18 protein-coding genes and 1 other RNA gene are annotated in these 16289 nt (G+C 64.5%); 9 read left to right on the top strand and 10 right to left on the bottom strand.

Annotated elements, in window-relative coordinates:
- A complete protein-coding gene (locus tag H8M03_RS03255) occupies positions 1–636 on the top strand; it encodes a carbonic anhydrase (RefSeq protein WP_187480331.1) in 636 nt (211 codons plus the stop codon).
- A 15-nt stretch (positions 637–651) separates the two neighbouring features.
- Here the strand turns inward: H8M03_RS03255 and H8M03_RS03260 are convergent, their stop codons facing one another.
- A complete protein-coding gene (locus tag H8M03_RS03260; protein ID WP_187480332.1) occupies positions 652–1008 on the bottom strand; it encodes a hypothetical protein in 357 nt (118 codons plus the stop codon).
- A 108-nt stretch (positions 1009–1116) separates the two neighbouring features.
- Between H8M03_RS03260 and H8M03_RS03265 the strand changes: the two genes are divergently transcribed.
- From H8M03_RS03265 to H8M03_RS03275, 3 genes are all read left to right on the top strand, one after another.
- Positions 1117–1842: an NYN domain-containing protein gene (locus tag H8M03_RS03265; RefSeq protein WP_187480333.1), complete on the top strand. Its 726-nt coding sequence runs from the start codon at positions 1117–1119 to the stop codon at positions 1840–1842.
- A 56-nt stretch (positions 1843–1898) separates the two neighbouring features.
- Positions 1899–2381 (top strand): pyridoxamine 5'-phosphate oxidase family protein, encoded by a 483-nt coding sequence (locus H8M03_RS03270; protein WP_187480334.1) that lies wholly within the window; start codon positions 1899–1901, stop codon positions 2379–2381.
- Between the two features lie 117 nt (positions 2382–2498).
- Positions 2499–3392, top strand: coding sequence for a polysaccharide deacetylase family protein (locus H8M03_RS03275; RefSeq protein ID WP_187480335.1), 894 nt, complete (start codon positions 2499–2501; stop codon positions 3390–3392).
- Here H8M03_RS03275 and ettA read toward each other — a convergent pair.
- The 4 genes from ettA to H8M03_RS03295 all read right to left on the bottom strand — a co-directional run bounded on the left by ettA (position 3382) and on the right by H8M03_RS03295 (position 8778).
- Complete coding sequence (ettA, locus tag H8M03_RS03280; protein ID WP_187480336.1) at positions 3382–5061, bottom strand: energy-dependent translational throttle protein EttA; 1680 nt, start codon at positions 5059–5061, stop codon at positions 3382–3384. The genes H8M03_RS03275 and ettA overlap by 11 nt on opposite strands.
- 66 nt (positions 5062–5127) lie before the next feature.
- Entirely contained in the window at positions 5128–6732 is a 1605-nt protein-coding gene (locus H8M03_RS03285; RefSeq protein ID WP_246449037.1) for a long-chain fatty acid--CoA ligase, read from the bottom strand.
- 71 nt (positions 6733–6803) lie between these two features.
- A complete protein-coding gene (locus H8M03_RS03290; protein ID WP_187480927.1) occupies positions 6804–7127 on the bottom strand; it encodes a YbaB/EbfC family nucleoid-associated protein in 324 nt (107 codons plus the stop codon).
- Between the two features lie 10 nt (positions 7128–7137).
- Positions 7138–8778: a DNA polymerase III subunit gamma/tau gene (locus H8M03_RS03295; RefSeq protein WP_187480337.1), complete on the bottom strand. Its 1641-nt coding sequence runs from the start codon at positions 8776–8778 to the stop codon at positions 7138–7140.
- Between the two features lie 72 nt (positions 8779–8850).
- On the opposite strand from H8M03_RS03295, the gene ffs reads away from it, so the two are divergent.
- Positions 8851–8948, top strand: an RNA gene (gene ffs, locus H8M03_RS03300) — signal recognition particle sRNA small type.
- A 3-nt stretch (positions 8949–8951) separates the two neighbouring features.
- Here the strand turns inward: ffs and H8M03_RS03305 are convergent.
- The 3 genes from H8M03_RS03305 to H8M03_RS03315 are packed head-to-tail and all read right to left on the bottom strand — an operon-like array spanning position 8952 to position 11475.
- On the bottom strand, positions 8952–9287 hold the full coding sequence (locus H8M03_RS03305; protein WP_187480338.1) for a 2Fe-2S iron-sulfur cluster-binding protein: 336 nt from the start codon (positions 9285–9287) through the stop codon (positions 8952–8954).
- Positions 9284–10402 (bottom strand): cysteine desulfurase family protein, encoded by a 1119-nt coding sequence (locus tag H8M03_RS03310; protein ID WP_187480339.1) that lies wholly within the window; start codon positions 10400–10402, stop codon positions 9284–9286. Before H8M03_RS03310 ends, H8M03_RS03305 begins: the two co-directional genes overlap by 4 nt.
- Entirely contained in the window at positions 10399–11475 is a 1077-nt protein-coding gene (locus H8M03_RS03315; protein WP_187480340.1) for a cysteine desulfurase family protein, read from the bottom strand. Before H8M03_RS03315 ends, H8M03_RS03310 begins: the two co-directional genes overlap by 4 nt.
- Positions 11476–11591: 116 nt before the next feature.
- Here H8M03_RS03315 and H8M03_RS03320 point away from each other — a divergent pair, with 116 nt between their 5' ends.
- The gene (locus H8M03_RS03320) at positions 11592–12272 is read left to right on the top strand and encodes an alpha/beta hydrolase (protein ID WP_187480341.1); all 681 of its coding nucleotides are present in this window, start codon (positions 11592–11594) and stop codon (positions 12270–12272) included.
- On the opposite strand, the gene H8M03_RS03325 is transcribed toward H8M03_RS03320, so the two are convergent.
- Complete coding sequence (locus H8M03_RS03325) at positions 12247–12423, bottom strand: hypothetical protein (RefSeq protein ID WP_187481089.1); 177 nt, start codon at positions 12421–12423, stop codon at positions 12247–12249. The two genes, H8M03_RS03320 and H8M03_RS03325, sit on opposite strands and share 26 nt — an antisense overlap.
- A 52-nt stretch (positions 12424–12475) precedes the next feature.
- On the opposite strand from H8M03_RS03325, the gene H8M03_RS03330 reads away from it, so the two are divergent.
- Positions 12476–12724, top strand: coding sequence for a hypothetical protein (locus H8M03_RS03330; protein WP_187480342.1), 249 nt, complete (start codon positions 12476–12478; stop codon positions 12722–12724).
- On the opposite strand, the gene H8M03_RS03335 is transcribed toward H8M03_RS03330, so the two are convergent.
- Positions 12721–13674, bottom strand: a complete 954-nt coding sequence (locus tag H8M03_RS03335) for a threonine ammonia-lyase (RefSeq protein WP_187480928.1) — start codon at positions 13672–13674, stop codon at positions 12721–12723. The two genes, H8M03_RS03330 and H8M03_RS03335, sit on opposite strands and share 4 nt — an antisense overlap.
- Before the next feature lie 190 nt (positions 13675–13864).
- On the opposite strand from H8M03_RS03335, the gene H8M03_RS03340 reads away from it, so the two are divergent.
- Together H8M03_RS03340 and H8M03_RS03345 are read left to right on the top strand one after the other, a co-directional pair.
- Positions 13865–15091: a type III PLP-dependent enzyme gene (locus H8M03_RS03340; RefSeq protein WP_246449039.1), complete on the top strand. Its 1227-nt coding sequence runs from the start codon at positions 13865–13867 to the stop codon at positions 15089–15091.
- A gap of 113 nt (positions 15092–15204) precedes the next feature.
- On the top strand, positions 15205–16287 hold the full coding sequence (locus H8M03_RS03345; RefSeq protein WP_187480344.1) for a 1,9-bis(guanidino)-5-aza-nonane synthase: 1083 nt from the start codon (positions 15205–15207) through the stop codon (positions 16285–16287).
- Positions 16288–16289 lie beyond the last annotated feature (2 nt).

Below are 16289 nucleotides of genomic sequence, written 5' to 3' on the forward strand. Positions count from 1 at the left end.
ATGCCAAGATTTACCCGCCTGATCGAAGGCTATCGCCGATTCCGCAAGGACGAATGGCCCAACGAGCGCAATCGCTGGAGCGAGCTGGCCGAAGGGCAAAGTCCCAAGGTCATGGTCATTGCCTGTTCCGATAGCCGGGTCGACCCGGCGCAGATTTTCGACACCAATCCCGGCGAGATCTTCGTCGTTCGCAATGTCGCCAACCTTGCCCCGCCCTTCGAGACCACGCCGGGCCGGCATGGCGTTTCCGCGGCGCTGGAATTCGCGGTGACACAGCTGGAGGTCGAGGAAATCCTGGTCCTCGGTCACGGATCCTGCGGGGGCTGCGCGGCGGCGCTAAGCGGTAAATTCGACGATGCGCCGTCAGGCGAAGGGCGGTTCATCGCCAACTGGGTCTCGATGCTTCACGATACCCGCGATCGCGTCCGGGCTCGGCATTCGCACATCACGGCCGACGCCATCCTGGAAATGGAATGGGAAGCCGTGAAGCTCAGCCTGGCGAACCTGCGAACCTTTCCGTGGATCGCGGAGCGCGAAAAAAATGGGCGCCTGAAACTTCATGGCGCCCATTTTTCTATTTCAGAAGGTCGTTTGTACGTGTTGGACGAGGCGGAAGACAGCTTCCGCCCCGTCTGAACACCCCGCTAGAAACTAGCAGCGGACCTTATAGTCGTAGTGCGGCTGACCGTACTGATCGACGTAATAGCAATAGCCGCGCGTATCGCGGTAATATTGGCGGTTGTTGACGACCGCACCGAGAACGCCGCCGAGAACGGCGCCGGCGATGGCACCTTCGACCGTGCTGACACCCGGAATGACCGCACCGGCGATGGCGCCGGCTGCGCCGCCGAGAGCGGCACCGCCAGCAGCGCGCTGACCGGTTCCGTTGTTATAATACGGGTCGTTGTAGCCGTAGCCGCTGCCGTAGCCGCTGCCATACGGATTGGTGGCGCAGCCGGTGACGGCGATGCTGCCGGCAACCGCGGCCATGATTGCAAACTTCTTCATAATCCTAGTCCTCCAGACTTCGAACTCCCAGTGATGGTCTAGTGCTTGAGAAAGCGTTTCGTTCCCGCAGCGATTCGTTAAGAGGGCCGGAAGGAAGGGATTCGGTGCATGAGCAACGGTAACGGCAGCGGCCTGGACGCGAATATCGCGCTGCTGATCGACGCGGACAACGCTTCGCCGGAGCATCTTGACGAGGTGCTGCTGGTGCTTGGCGAGTTGGGCGCGATCAACATCCGCCGTGCCTACGGCAATTGGGCGAAGGCCAGCCTCAAGGGCTGGGGCGATCTGTCCGGCCTTCATTCGATCGTGCCGATGCAGCAGTTCGACGTGGTCAAAGGCAAGAGCGCGACAGACATGCGCATGACGATCGACGCGATGGACCTGCTCTATCGTGGCAGCATCGATGGCTTCGGCATCATGTCGTCGGACAGTGACTTCCTGCCGCTTGCCCAGCGCATCCGCGAAGACGGGCTGCCGGTGTACGGCTTCGGAACGGCCAAGACACCGCTCGGCTTTCGCCAGGCATGCACGCGCTTTTTCGATGTTGCCGCGTTGGCCGCCAACCAGCCGGATCCAGACGAAACGCCCGAATCCACCGACACGTCGGTCGACGATGCTCTGCTCGAGGTCCTCGGCCATGCGTACAAGGCGTCGGAACGCGACGAGGACGGTTACACGACGCTGTCGGAACTGGGCCAGCGGGCCAAGGCTGTGTCGAGCTTCGCCACGCGCAATTACGGTTACACTCGCCTCTCCGACCTGCTTCGCGCGATTCCCAATTTCGACGTCAAGACAGGCGGCGACGGCCGGCTGCGCGTCAAGCGCCTGCGCTAGCGGAACCGCCCCCCTCTCCTGCCCGTTGCGAACCGCAACAGATAAGGAGAATTTCGATGGGTAACGAGCAAGAGCTCAAGTCCGATTTCTGGGATGCGCTGGACGATTCGCCGTTCATGATGCTTGGCCTGAAAGGGTCCGGCATGACGCGCCCGATGACGGCTCAGGTCGACGATCAGAAGGATATCTATTTCTTCGCTTCGAAAAGCGAGGAACTGGTCAAGGACCTCGGCACCTCCGGCGACGCCATCGCCGCTTATGCCAGCAAGGGCCATGACTTCTTCGCGTCGGTGAAGGGCCGGCTCGAAGTGTCCAACGACCGCGCCAAGATCGACGAGCTCTGGAATCCCATGGTCGCGACCTGGTACAAGGACGGCAAGGAGGACCCCGACCTCGTTCTGCTCCGCCTTGCGGACCCCACCGCCGACGTGTGGAAATCCGACGGCACGTCGCTGCTCAAGACCGTGTGGCTCAAGCTTACCGGCGGAGACCCGGGCGAACAGCTCGACAACGACAACCGCGCGGAAGTCGCTCTCTAGAGACTTACTGCACTACACGCTCGCTTACGGGCGGCAGAGCCGACCCGAAGCGAGCGTTTTCGCACGTTCGGCCGCGGCATCGTTGACTCTCCGGCAGGCGCAGCGAATGCACTAAAGATGGGGACCGGGATCTTCATCGTCTCCCTCGATTGCGAGGGGAAATGGGGGATGACGCGTGAGGGCGATCCCGGCCATGCGCATTTGACCGACGCGGGACTCGCGGAAGCCTATCGAACGTTGCTGTCGACGTTCGCGCGTTACGACATTCCGGCTACGTTCGCCTTCGTCATGGCGCTCGCGCTCGATCGCGACGCGTTTGCCGCAATCGCGCCGACATATCCCGGACTAGAATTCTACATTGCGGACATGAAGGCCGGCCGCTCGGAAGGCTGGCACCTTCCGCGCACGTTCGGAGAGGTACGCGCCGACGGCCGCCACGAGATTGCCAGCCACGGCTTCATCCATCGGCCGCTCGACGACGGTGCCTATATCGACGCTGATCTTGCCGCTGCGCAACATGCGGCCGCAGGGCTCGGCCTGCATCCGACAACCCTTGTCTATCCGCGGAATCTGGTTGGCCATGTGGACCGTCTCGCGCAACATGGCTTCATTGGGTATCGCGAACAGCGGCAGCGTCCGGCCGGCGTCGCGGGACGGCTGGCTGGAATCGCTGCTGAATTCGATATCCGCCCCAAGGCGCAGCCGATCAAGGCCAAGACAAACGGGGTCGTTCCGATTCCCTGCGGCCATTTCGTGAACTGGCGCTTCGGCGCGCGTCGCCGCGTGCCGATATCGGTAACGTCAGCACGCTTGCGGAACTTGGTGAAGGACGCGGCACGTACCGGTCGCGTCGCACACCTCTGGTTGCATCCGCACAACATCGCCACCGCGCCCGACACCGCAGTCGCGCTGGAAGCCGCGTTGGCGCAAGCGCGCAGCGACGCCGACCGGGGCCGGCTGCGCATCCTGACGCAGGAGCAATATTGCCGCGAGGTTGCGGCTAGCGGGTGAGCCGGCGGTAGGTTGTGCGGTGCGGGCGGGTCGCTTCCTCGCCCAGGCGGCGGACCTTGTCCTCCTCATAGGCAGCAAAATTGCCCTCGAACCATTCGACGTGGCTGTCGCCTTCGAAGGCCAGGATATGGGTCGCCAGCCGGTCGAGGAAGAAGCGGTCGTGGCTGATGACCACGGCGCAGCCGGCGAAATTCTCGATCGCCTCTTCCAGTGCACCGAGCGTCTCGACGTCGAGATCGTTGGTCGGCTCGTCGAGCAGCAGGACGTTGCCGCCGCGCTTGAGCATCTTGGCGATGTTGACCCGGTTGCGCTCGCCGCCCGACAATTTGCCGACGTTCTTCTGCTGGTCCGGCCCCTTGAAGTTGAAGGCGCCGACATAGGCCCGCGTCGACTGGTCGTGACCGTTGACCTTCATGTAATCGAGCCCGTCGGAGATTTCTTCCCACACGTTCTTCGACCCGTCGAGATGGTCGCGGCTCTGGTCGACGTAGCCAAGATGGACCGTCGGGCCGACATCGACCGACCCGCTGTCCGGCTGTTCCTGCCCGGTGATGATCTTGAACAGCGTCGACTTGCCGGCGCCGTTGGGGCCGATGACGCCGACGATTCCGCCCGGCGGCAGGGTGAAGGTAAGGTCTTCGAACAGCAATTTGTCGCCATAAGCCTTGGAGACGTTGTTGATCTCAATGACCTTGCCGCCAAGGCGCTCCGGCACCTGGATCAGTATCTCGGACTTGCCCGGCTTGCGGTTCTCCTGCGACGCCACAAGCTGGTCGAACTTGGCGATACGCGCCTTGGACTTGGCCTGCCGCCCCTTGGGCCCCTGCCGGATCCATTCGAGTTCGTCCTTGATCGCCTTCTGGCGGCCGGACTCCTCGCGATCCTCCTGCTCCAGGCGCTTGGCCTTCTTCTCCAGGTAGGTCGAATAATTGCCCTCGTAAGGGAAATATTTTCCGCGATCGAGTTCGAGGATCCAGCCGACGACGTTGTCGAGGAAGTAGCGGTCGTGGGTGATCATCAGCACCGCGCCGGCATATTCCTTGAGATGCTGCTCGAGCCACTGGACGCTTTCCGCGTCGAGGTGGTTGGTCGGTTCGTCGAGCAGCAGGATCGATGGCTTCTGGATCAGCAGGCGGGTGAGCGCGATGCGGCGCTTTTCGCCGCCCGACAGCTTGTCCACCGACCAGTCGCCCGGAGGACACCGCAGCGCCTCCATGGCCACTTCCAGCTGGTTATCGAGCGTCCAGCCGTCGACCGCGTCGATCTTGCCCTGAAGCTCGCCCATTTCCTCCATCAGCGCGTCGAAGTCGGTATCGTCCTTGGGATCGCCCATTTCCGCCGAGATGGCGTTGAAGCGGTCGACCATGTCGGCGACGTCCCGGGCACCGTCCTTGACGTTCTCCAGCACCGTCTTCGACGAGTCGAGCTCCGGCTCCTGAGGCAGATAGCCGACGGTGACGTTCTCGCCCGGCCAGGCCTCGCCCTGATATTCGGTATCGATACCCGCCATGATCTTCATCAGCGTCGACTTGCCGGCGCCGTTGGGGCCGACGATGCCGATCTTGGCGCCGTGATAGAATTGCAGGTTGATATGGCTAAGCACCGGCTTCGCGGCGCCGGGGAAGGACTTGGTCATGTCCTTCATCACATATGCATATTGGGCGGCCATGGGGTCGCTTCGATCCTTCAGGAATATGGGAACGCTGCGCCAGTTAGTGGGTCGAGCGCGGTTTTTCTAGTCGCGTCCGGCCATCTCCGCGGCATCGGCAAAGCGATAATCGCTGAACTGGGCGCGGATATCCTTCTTGCTCAGCTTGCCGGTGGCGCTGTGCGGCAGCGCGTCGACGAACTCGATTGCGTCGGGCATCCACCATTTCGCGACGTTGGCGCGCAAATGTTCGCGGATCGCCTCTTCGCCGACATCGCTGTCCTTGCCGCGCACGACCAGCAGCAGCGGCCGTTCATCCCACTTGGGGTGCGGAATGCCGATCGCCGCCGCCTCGGCCACGCCGGGACAGCCGACTGCGGCATTTTCAAGGTCGATAGAGCTGATCCATTCGCCGCCCGACTTGATCACGTCCTTGGCGCGATCGGTGATTTGCATGGTTCCGTCGGGATGAAGGACGGCGACGTCGCCCGTGTCGAACCATTGTTCGTCGTCGGTCGCATCCTCCTCGGCCTTGAAATAGCGCTTCACCACCCATGGCCCGCGCGCTTGCAAACGGCCGGACGACATGCCGTCGCGCGGCTGGACGCGGCCTTCGTCATCGACCACGCGGAGCTCGATCCCGAATGGCACCGCGCCCTGCCGAGCGATCATCTCCACCTGATCGTCGTCGGACAATTGATCGAAGCCGCGCGGCGGCGCGCCACAGGTGCCGATGGGCGACGTCTCGGTCATGCCCCAGGCGTGACCGACGTCGACCCCGCGATCGCGTAGCCAGCGGATCATCGCCCGCGGCGCAGCCGACCCACCAATGGTCACCTTCTCCAGCACGCCCAGCTTTTCGCCGGTGCGCTCGATATGTTCGATCATCGTCAGCCAGACGGTCGGCACACCCGCCGAGTGGGTCACTTTCTCCTCGCGAAAGAGGCGGCACATCACGTCGGGCCGGTAATCTGCCGACAGCACCAGCTTGGCGCCCGTCGCCGGCGCGGCCCACGGCACGCCCCAGGCGTTGGCGTGAAACATCGGCACGATGGGCAGCACGACCGACTGTTTCGACAAGCCCATGATGTCAGGGCTGATCTGCGCAAACGTGTGCAGCATCGTCGAGCGATGCTCGTAAAGGACGCCTTTGGGATTACCGGTGGTACCGGAGGTGTAGCACAGGCCGCACGGGTCGCGCTCATCGCCCTCCGGCCAGACGTAATCGCCGTCTTCCGTATCGATCCAATCCTTGAACCCGGTCTCGCCCTCGGCGGGATCCATGCAGATATACTGTTCGATGGTCGTCCACCGCGGCTTCATGGCCTCGACCAGCGGCGTGAAGGCGCGGTCGTAGAACAGGATGCGGTCTTCGGCGTGGTTGGCGATATATTCCAGCTGGTCGGGGAACAGCCGCGGGTTGATGGTGTGCAACACCCCGCCCATCCCGCAGGTGCCATACCAGGCGATCAGGTGATGGACGTGGTTCATCGCCAGCGTGGCCACACGGTCGCCCTTGCGAATGCCGAAATTTTCCAGCTTTTGCGCCAGCTTGCGCGCGTCCCTGGCGACATCGCGCCAGGTCGTTCGAGTGACGTTGCCGTCCGCCCATGCGGTAACGATCTCGCCGTCGCCATGCTCGCGCTCGGCATGATCGACCAGCCGAGTGACGCGCATCGGCCAGTCCTGCATTGCGCCTAAAAGTCCCATCATCTCCCTCTCCGCCATGCATCATGACGGAAAAGAAGCGCCGGGCAAGGGACCTAGAAGGGCAGCTTGAATCCCGGCGGCAGCGGAATGCCGCTGGTCATCTTCTGCATTTCCGGACCGGCGGCAGCGTCGGCCTTGGTCTTGGCGTCGTTGATCGCGGCGGTGACGAGGTCCTCGACCATCGACTTTTCCGACGGTTGCAGCAGGCTTTCGTCGATCTCGACACCCAGGATACGGCCTTTTGCCGTGGCGCGGACCTTGACCAGCCCGCCGCCAGCAGCGCCCTCGACCTCGATCTTGTCGAGATTGTCCTGGGCCTTCTGCATTTCGGCCTGGACCTCCTGGGCCATCTTCATGATCTCGTCGAGGTTCGGCATCTCGGGCATTTCAGGCACCTTTGTTGAGTGAGAAGGATTCCAGTTCGGCATCGGGGAAGGCATCGAAGGCCGACCGCACCGCCGTGTCCTGAAGTACTGACGCGCGAACCTGTTCCTCCGCCATCTTTTCCTGCTCCAGCAGCGACGGCTCGGCCGCCTCGTCGGCAACGGTGACGGTCCACGCCGCCCCGGTCGCTTCCTTGAGCACCGCGGCGACATCGCGCGGCCAGTCGGCGCCTAAAGGCCGCCGCGGCTTCACCACCAGCTCCGGCGGGGCATAGCGGACGACCCCGACCTGATCGTGCAACTGGACCGCCAGCTGGTGCTTGCCATGCTCCTCGACGCGCTCGACCAGCGCCCGGAAATCGGCCGGCAAGGCTGTAGCAGCAGCAGCAGACGGTGCCGGGTCGGGCTTTGCCGCCGCGGCGCCGGACGGTGCCGTGGGCGCGCCCGCCTTGGTGCCCGTGATGCGTTCGATCAGACTGGCAGGGTCCGGCAAATCGGCGGAATGAATGAGGCGCAACACGACCATCGTCGCCGCTTCCTGCGGATCAGGGGCGATAGTGACGTCACCCAGGCCCTTCAGCAGCATCTGCCACAGCCGGTGGATCTTGCCCCAGCTCAAGGCGTCGGCGAGCTTGTCCGCAAAGTCGCGCTGCTCGGCCGATAGCAGGGCTTCCGCCTGCGCCCCGGCCTTGGCACGCGTGGCGGAATGCAGGGCTTCCATTAGTTCGCGAAGGATCGAGGCCGGATCCATGCCCAAGTCATGCGCCTCGTCCAGCGAGCTCAGCGCACCCGGCACGTCGCCCTGCAGGATCAGCTCAAGCAGGTCGCGGATGCGGCCGCGATCGGCCAGGCCGAGCATGTCGCGAACCTGGTCGGCGGTCACCGTCCCCGCGCCATGAGCAATCGCCTGATCGAGGATGGACAGGCCGTCGCGGGCCGAGCCTTCGGCGGCGCGAGCAATCATCGCGAGCGCGTCCGGATCGACGTCGACCCCTTCCGCCTTCGCCACCGCATCGAAATGGGCGACCAGCTTTTCGGGCGGGATGCGTCGCAGGTCGAACCGTTGCGTACGCGACAGGACCGTGACCGGCACCTTGTTGACCTCGGTCGTCGCGAACAGGAACTTAACATGCTCAGGCGGCTCCTCAAGCGTTTTCAGCAACGCATTGAAAGCATTCTTCGAAAGCATGTGAACTTCGTCGATGATGTAGATCTTGTATCGCGCGGAAACCGACGCGTAGCGCACCGCGTCGATGATCTCGCGGATATCGTCGACACCGGTATGGGACGCGGCGTCCATCTCCACCACGTCGATGTGGCGGCCTTCGGCGATGGCCCGGCAATTCTCGCACACGCCGCACGGGTCGATGGTCGGTTGCCCCTGTCCGTCCGGTCCGATGCAGTTGAGCGCCTTGGCGATCAGCCGCGCCGTCGACGTCTTGCCGACGCCGCGTACGCCGGTGAGCAGGAACGCGTGGGCAATGCGGCCGCGATCGATGGCATTGGCCAGCGTCCGTACCATCGCGTCCTGGCCGATCAGCTGGTCGAAGCTTTGCGGCCGGTATTTGCGCGCCAGCACCCGATAGGGCGAAGCTGCGGCCACTTCGGGCAGGTCCAGTCCAAGAGCGGGCGATTCGTCGGTCATCGCTCCCGTTCTACGCATCGCGGCGGCGCATTGCGAGCGGTTGCCTCTGCGCGAATTCGCCCCCATATGGCCCGCGGGAGCCGGGCGGACGGGGCTGTCGCCAACCTGGTCAGGTCCGGAAGGAAGCAGCCACAACGATTCCGTCCCGGGTCGTTCCGGTTCCCACCCCAGCCCTAGCCGCGGAGCCAGTTCCGGGCCGCCGGCGGAATGCGGACGCTAAGGCTTTCCATCTCGTCAGTCAGGAAGATCTGGCATGCCAGCCGCGACGTGCGCGTCGCATGGGCGGCGAAATCCAGCATGTCCTCTTCCTCGTCGCTTGCCGCGGGCAAGTTCGCGAAGTCAGCGGTGTCGACGATGACGTGGCAAGTGGAACAGGCCATCATCCCTTCGCACGCTCCTTCCAGCGGCTGCTTGGCCGCCCAGGCAACGTCCAGCAGCCGGTCGCCCGCCTTGGCGTCGACTTCACGGTCCAATGTGCCGTCGGCCTTGTAGAAACGCACCCTAGTCACGCGGCAAAGCGCTCCTGAGCCCGTGCGGCCTCGTCGATGCGGCCGATCGCGTCCACAAGCTCCGCCTCAGTCGTATAGCGGCCGAAGCCAAGGCGGATGGACGCGCGGGCGTCCCGGTCGCTCAGACCGATTGCTCGCAGTACGTGGCTTGGCCGTCCGGAACCGCTGGCACAGGCACTGCCCAGCGACATGCAGATGTCCCGTAAGTCCGACAAAAGCCGTGCGCTATCAAGACCTTCTCGCCTGATATTGAGATTGCCTTGATAACGTCGATCGACGCTGCCGTTGATCGCCCATTCCGGTCCAAGCGACTTCAGTGCCGCGTTCCACAAGCCTGCGACATGGGCCGCGTCGTCCTGTGCACTGTCCCGGGCCAGGCGTGCAGCTTCGCCAAAACCGACACACAAGGCGGGCGACAAGGTACCAGACCGAAGCCCCTGTTCCTGCCCGCCACCGTGGATCAGCGGCGCCGGTTCGGCGCAATCTCGCATCCACAAGGCGCCGATGCCCTTCGGTCCATGAATCTTGTGTGCCGACACGGCGACGAGGTCCGGCCCCGCCGGAATGTCGACCCGTCCAAGCGCCTGCACCGCGTCGCACAGCATCATTGCCCCGGCGGCGTGCGCAATTCGCGCGATTTCCTCCACCGGCTGGATCACGCCGATTTCGTTATTGACCAGCATCGCCGCGACCAGCGCGGTCTGGCCGTCCACGGCCGCCCGCAGCGTCTCCAGCTCGACCAGCCCGTCCGAGCCGACCGGCAGGTAGGTGACCTCCACCCCCTGCCCTTCGAGCCAAGCACAGCTGTCGAGCACCGCGGCATGTTCGGTCCCCAGGGTTACGATGCGCCGTCTCTCGGGTCCCGCTCTCTCCAGCGTGCCCTTGATGGCCCAGTTGAGCGCTTCGGTCGCGCTGCCGGTAAAAGCCAGAGAGCCGCCCGGCAGGCCGATTGCGCCCGCGACCTGTTGCCGCGCCACGTCGATCGTCGCCGCCGCCTCCCGCCCCCAGCGCGAGGGAGAATGTGGGTTGGCGAACTTGTCCTCGATCCACGGCCGCATCGCCGCCGCGACTTCCGGGGCGACCGGCGTGGTTGCCTGGTAATCGAGATAGATCATGCCGCTCGGGCCGAACCGCGCGCCGCGATCCGGCGCCATTCGTCGACAAAGGCGTCCACGTCCGCCTCGCCGGTAGCAGGGCCGAAGCTGACGCGGAGCACCGAGCCGGCAAGGTCGGCGGCAATTCCCATCGCCTTCAGCACGTCGCTGTCCTTCATCTTGCCGCTGGAACAGGCGCTACCCGCGCTGACCGCGAAGCCGGCAAGATCGAATTGGGCCAGCAGGCTCGCCTGGCCGATGCCCGGCAACGCCACGGAGCCGATGTTGGCGATGCGCGGGCTGGTCCCAGCGATGACCACGCCGCCGCTCGCTGTGATCGCCGCGTCGAGCCGCTCTCTGAGCTTGGCCAGCCGGGGCATCGCGTCCGCGAACGCGCGGCTCTCCAGCGCTGCGGCAAAAGCCGCGCAGGCGGGCACGTCCTGCGTTCCGCGCCGATACCCCTGTTCCTGCCCGCCGACCGGCTGCAGCGTCGCCAGATCCTTGACCAGCAGCGCCCCGATGCCTGGCGGTCCGCCGAACTTGTGCGCGGAAATGGCGATGAAGTCGGCATCGGGCAGTGCGATCTTTCCGGCGCTCTGGGCGCAATCGCACAGCAGCAAGGACCCGCCTGCGCGTACCTGCTCCGCGATCTCGGCGATCGGCTGGATGACGCCGGTTTCGTTGTTGACGTGCTGGATCGCGACGAGCGCCGGTCCCGCGTCCAGCGCCGTGCCCAGCGCCGCGCCATCGATACGTCCGCCGTTGTCGACCCCCGCCACGGTCGCGTCCGCCCCCATTTCGTGCGGCACGATGGAATGTTCGGTTGCCCCGACGATGCGCCCCGGCACGCGTGCCCGGGCGGCAACGATCGCCACCGCCTCGCTGGCCCCGCTGGTGAAAATGACGTCATGCCGCCAATCCAGCGTCTGCCTGATGGTCTCGCGCGCCCGTTCCAGCGCGCCGCGCGCACGGCGGCCGTCGGCATGAGGGGAACTGGGGTTCGCCCATTCCGCCATCGCCGCGATCATCGCGTCGCGCGCCTGCGGCAGGATCGGCGTGGTCGCCGCATGGTCGAGGTAGATGCGCTTGCTCATGTCGCCGTGATCGTGTGCCGATTGCCAGTTGTACCGCCACCCCTATATAGGACGCGCCGCGGCGGCGCACCCGCCGAAGCGCCCGACCAACAGTTACGCGAGCAGCCGACACATCCATGCCTGAAGTCATTTTCCCCGGGCCGGAAGGCCGCCTTGAAGGCCGTTTCCACCCCGGACCGCGTCCGCGCGCGCCGGTCGCGATGATCCTTCATTCGCACCCGCAGGCCGGCGGGACGATGAACAACAAGCTGGTCCAGCTGCTGTACAAGGACTTCGTCCGGCGCGGCTTCGCTACCCTGCGCTTCAACTTCCGCGGCGTCGGCAAGAGCCAGGGCACGTTCGACAACGGCATCGGCGAACTGTCCGATGCGGCCAGCGCGCTCGACTGGGTGCAACAGATCCATCCCGAGGCGGAAACCACCTGGATCGCGGGCGTCAGCTTCGGCGCCTGGATCGGCATGCAATTGCTGATGCGCCGCCCGGAAATCCGCGGCTTCATCTCGATCGCGCCGCCGGCCAACATGTACGATTTCAGCTTCCTCGCCCCCTGTCCGTCCTCCGGCATCATCATCCAGGGCGAAAGCGACGAGGTTGTTACCCCAGGTGCGGTGCAGAAGCTGGTCGACAAGCTGCGCACCCAGAAGCACATCACCATCACGCACGACGTGATCCCGGGCGCCAACCATTTCTTCGCCAACGAACTCGACCTGTTGATGAAGAGCGTCGACGATTACCTCGACATGCGGCTGGCGACCGACCCCAAGCGTCCGGCTATAACGACCAAATCAGGACGTTAGCGACCAGCACCGCGGCCGCGCCGAGCATCAGCGCGCCGCGGGCCCGGTCGGCCTTGCCGAGTAGGATCCGGACGCCGGCAAAGCCGAGCAGGAAAGCGGCGATCATCGCCAGCGCCATGGCTCCGCCCGCAATCGTTCCCACCGTCACCATCCCCTTCACAAAGGCTTAACCGCTCGCGCCCCACAATAAGGGCGTGGACGCAATGCACCAGCAACAGCGGCTCGAGGAAGCCTTCGAGCGCATCGAGGAAACGATCCTGCCGTGCATCGCGATGATGCTGGAAACGCTGATCGATGCCTCCGCCAGCGTTGCGCAGCAGAGCCCCAAGGTGCTCGCCGCGGAATTGCAGACGCTCGCCGCAGAGCTTGAAGAGCTGACGCAGGCCGTCGAACGGTCCAGCCCGGTACACGTCGAACCCGGCGAGTATCGCGCGCAGGTCGGCGCCGCTTAAGCGCTCCCGACGATCCCGGCGTGTAGGTCCGGATCGATATTGCCGCCCGACAGCACGGCCACCGTCGCTTCGCCGACCCCGACCTTTCCCGCCAGCAAGGCCGCCAGCGCAACTGCGCCGCCCGGCTCGACCACCAGCTGGTGCTTGTCCCAGGCAAAGCGGATCGCTGTTTCCACCTCCGCATCGCTAACGGTCAACGCCCGGGCTCCGCGGTCCCGCAGGATGCCAAAGGTGATCGGCGACACGCGCGGGGTCTGCAGTGCGTCGCACAAGGTCGGCGGCGCATCGTCCTCCACCGGGACGATCTCGCCCTGCTTTAACGACCGGCGCATGTCGTCCCAGCCATCGGGCTCGACGATGGCGATCGCCGCGTCTGGGCAGGCCAGGGCAATGCCCGCGGACAACCCGCCGCCGCCACACGGCACCACAATGCGCTTCGTCGCGACCGGCATCTGCTCCAGTATCTCCAGCCCGACCGTGCCCTGCCCCGCGACGATCGCGGGGTCGTCGAAGCTCGGCACGACGACCAGGCCGCGCCGCTCGGCAAGTTCGTTCGCAATATCTTCGCGGCTTTCGGTCCGCCGGTCGTAGAAGACGATGTCGGCGCCATGGCTTTGCGTCGCCGCTACTTTCACCCGCGGTGCGTCGGCCGGCATGACGATGATCGCCCGTATGCCCAGCCGTTTGGCGGCAATGGCCACGCCCTGGGCGTGATTACCGGAGGAAAAGGCGACAACTCCGCCCTGGCGCTCCGCTTCGGTCAACTGCAGCAGCCGGTTGGTGGCGCCGCGCAATTTGAAGGCATGGCCGGTCTGCAGGCACTCCGCTTTCAGCCAGACGGTGTGGCCCGAAATCAACGATTCGATCAGCGGGGTGCCTACTACATGCCCGGCAATTCGCCCCGCAGCGTCACGAACATCGTCAAGGCTGACTGAATTCAAGGCAAAAATCCTTCCTTCGCAACAGCTTGGCTAGACCGTGCAACACGCGGGATCAACCGTTCGGAAACGGTAGCAATCCTTCCAAAAAATCTTGCGTATGCGGACACCCGCACATATATCGCGCGTCCGCTGCCCCATGGGACTTCCAACCGCAAGGCAGCCCTTGTTCAAAATAACTACCCGTTGGAGGTCCCTTGAATTGCTCAAGCATCATCGCCCGCTGGGGCTAGCGAACATCGCTTCCGGCTCGCGCCGGGCTTTCGACATCGCCCAAGACCGTCCGGTGCAGCCGGTGACGCTGTTGCGTCCCCATGCCGCGCACCGCGCCGCCCGCTATTTCATCGAGAAGTTTCCGGGCCGATCGCTCTATGCGGTGAAGGCGAACCCGTCGCCTGACCTGCTCAAGGTCCTGTGGGACGCCGGCATCACCCATTACGACGTCGCGTCGATGGGCGAAGTGCGGCTGGTCCGCGATACGCTGCCCGAGGCAGTGCTGTGCTTCATGCACCCGGTGAAGGCCGAAGAAGCCATTGCCCAGGCCTATCATGATTATGGCGTGCGGACCTTCAGCCTCGACACTATCGAGGAACTGGAAAAGATCGTCCGCGCCACCTCGACCGGTGGCGTCGCCCCGTCGGACCTCAACCTGTTGGTGCGCCTGCGCGTATCGTCGGAGCACGCCAAGTATAGCCTGGCGTCCAAGTTCGGCGCCGATCCGGCCGAGCTCAAGCAGCTGCTGATCGCCGCGCGTCAGGCGTCCGATGCCATGGGCATCTGCTTCCACGTCGGCAGCCAGGCGATGAGCCCGGCCGCTTATGCCGATGCGATGGGCCGCGTCCGCGACGCGATCATCGAGGCCGCCATCACGGTCGACATCGTCGATGTCGGCGGCGGTTTCCCCTCGACCTATCCGGGCATGGAGCCGCCCCCGCTGGAAAACTACTTCCAGATCATCCACTCGGCGTTCGAAGCGCTGCCGATCAGCTATTCGGCCGAACTGTGGTGTGAGCCCGGTCGTGCGCTGTGCGCCGAATATGCCAGCTTGCTGGTCCGTGTCGAAAAGCGTCGCGGCGATGAACTGTACATCAACGACGGCGCTTACGGCGCTTTGTTCGATGCGGCTCACGTCGGCTGGCGTTTCCCGGTCGCGTTGCAGCGGGATTCCAAGGCCAAGCCGGTCGGCTTCAGCTTTTACGGTCCGACCTGCGACGATCTCGACCACATGGCCGGCCCATTCGAACTGCCCGCCGACATTCAGGCCGGCGACTATGTCGAAATCGGCATGCTCGGCGCCTATGGCTGCGCGATGCGCACGCAGTTCAACGGCTTCGGCGTCGATGCCGTCGAAGTGGTCGACGACGAGCCGATGGCGACGCTGTACGGATCGAGCCGCGACGTCGCCCGTTCGAACGTCGTAACGCTGTAGCGTAATCGCCCGCCACGTGCGGGCTTGGGGTTGAGGCTGTCCCCCGCAAAGTAACGACATGCCCTTTTCGACGCTGCCCCCCACGGGACGGTGCCAATGGAGCATTTGATAAAATGACGACGGACACGCTGAACAAGGTTCAGGACACCAGCAAGGTCAACGACACCCGCAAGGCGGAGCTGTTGTCGAGCCCGGTCGAACATATCGACATTACCGATTTCGACGCCCGCCCGATCGTCGAGGCGATGGGCAAGATGAGCTTCACCAGCCGCGATCTCGCCAATGCCGCGAAGATCTACAACACGATGCTCGAGGACAAGGATTGCTCGATCATCCTGGTCATCGCCGGGTCGACCTCGGCCGGCGGCTGCATGGACCTGTACACCCAGCTGGTGAAGTCCAACATGGTCGACGCCATCGTCGCCACCGGCGCGACCATCGTCGACATGGATTTCTTCGAAGCGCTTGGTCACAAGCACTACCAGGCGAAGGAAATCCCCGACGACGACACGCTGCGCTCGCTCTACATCGACCGCATCTACGACACCTATATCGACGAAGAGCAGCTGCAGGATTGCGACCACACCATCGGCCGCATCGCCGACAGCCTTGAGCCGCGCGCCTATTCGAGCCGCGAATTCATCAAGGAAATGGGCAAGTGGCTGGCCGACGGCAACGCCAAGAAGCCCAACAGCCTGGTCCAGACCGCCTACGAACATGACGTGCCGATCTTCTGCCCGGCGTTCGTCGACTCATCGGCCGGCTTCGGCCTCGTCAAGCATCAAGTCGACGCGATGAAGCGCGGCGGCCGCTACATGGTGCTCGACGCCATCGCCGACTTCCGCGAGCTGACCGACATCAAGATCAAGGCGGGCACGACCGGCTTGCTGATGATCGGGGGCGGCGTGCCGAAGAACTTCACGCAGGACACGGTCGTCTGTGCCGAAATCCTCGGCCACGACGACGTCGAAGTGCACAAGTACGCGATCCAGATCACCGTCGCCGACGTCCGCGACGGCGCCTGCTCCTCCTCGACGCTTCAGGAAGCGGCGAGCTGGGGCAAGGTATCGACCGCGATGGAGCAGATGGTGTTCGCCGAGGCGACCAGCGTGCTGCCCCTGCTGGCGTCCGATGCCTATCATCGCGGCGCGTGGAAAAACCGCGCCAAGCGCGCTTTCGCGAAGCTCTTCGACTGACC

This window comes from Sphingomonas sabuli, from assembly GCF_014352855.1.
GTDB classification, from domain to species: domain Bacteria; phylum Pseudomonadota; class Alphaproteobacteria; order Sphingomonadales; family Sphingomonadaceae; genus Sphingomicrobium; species Sphingomicrobium sabuli.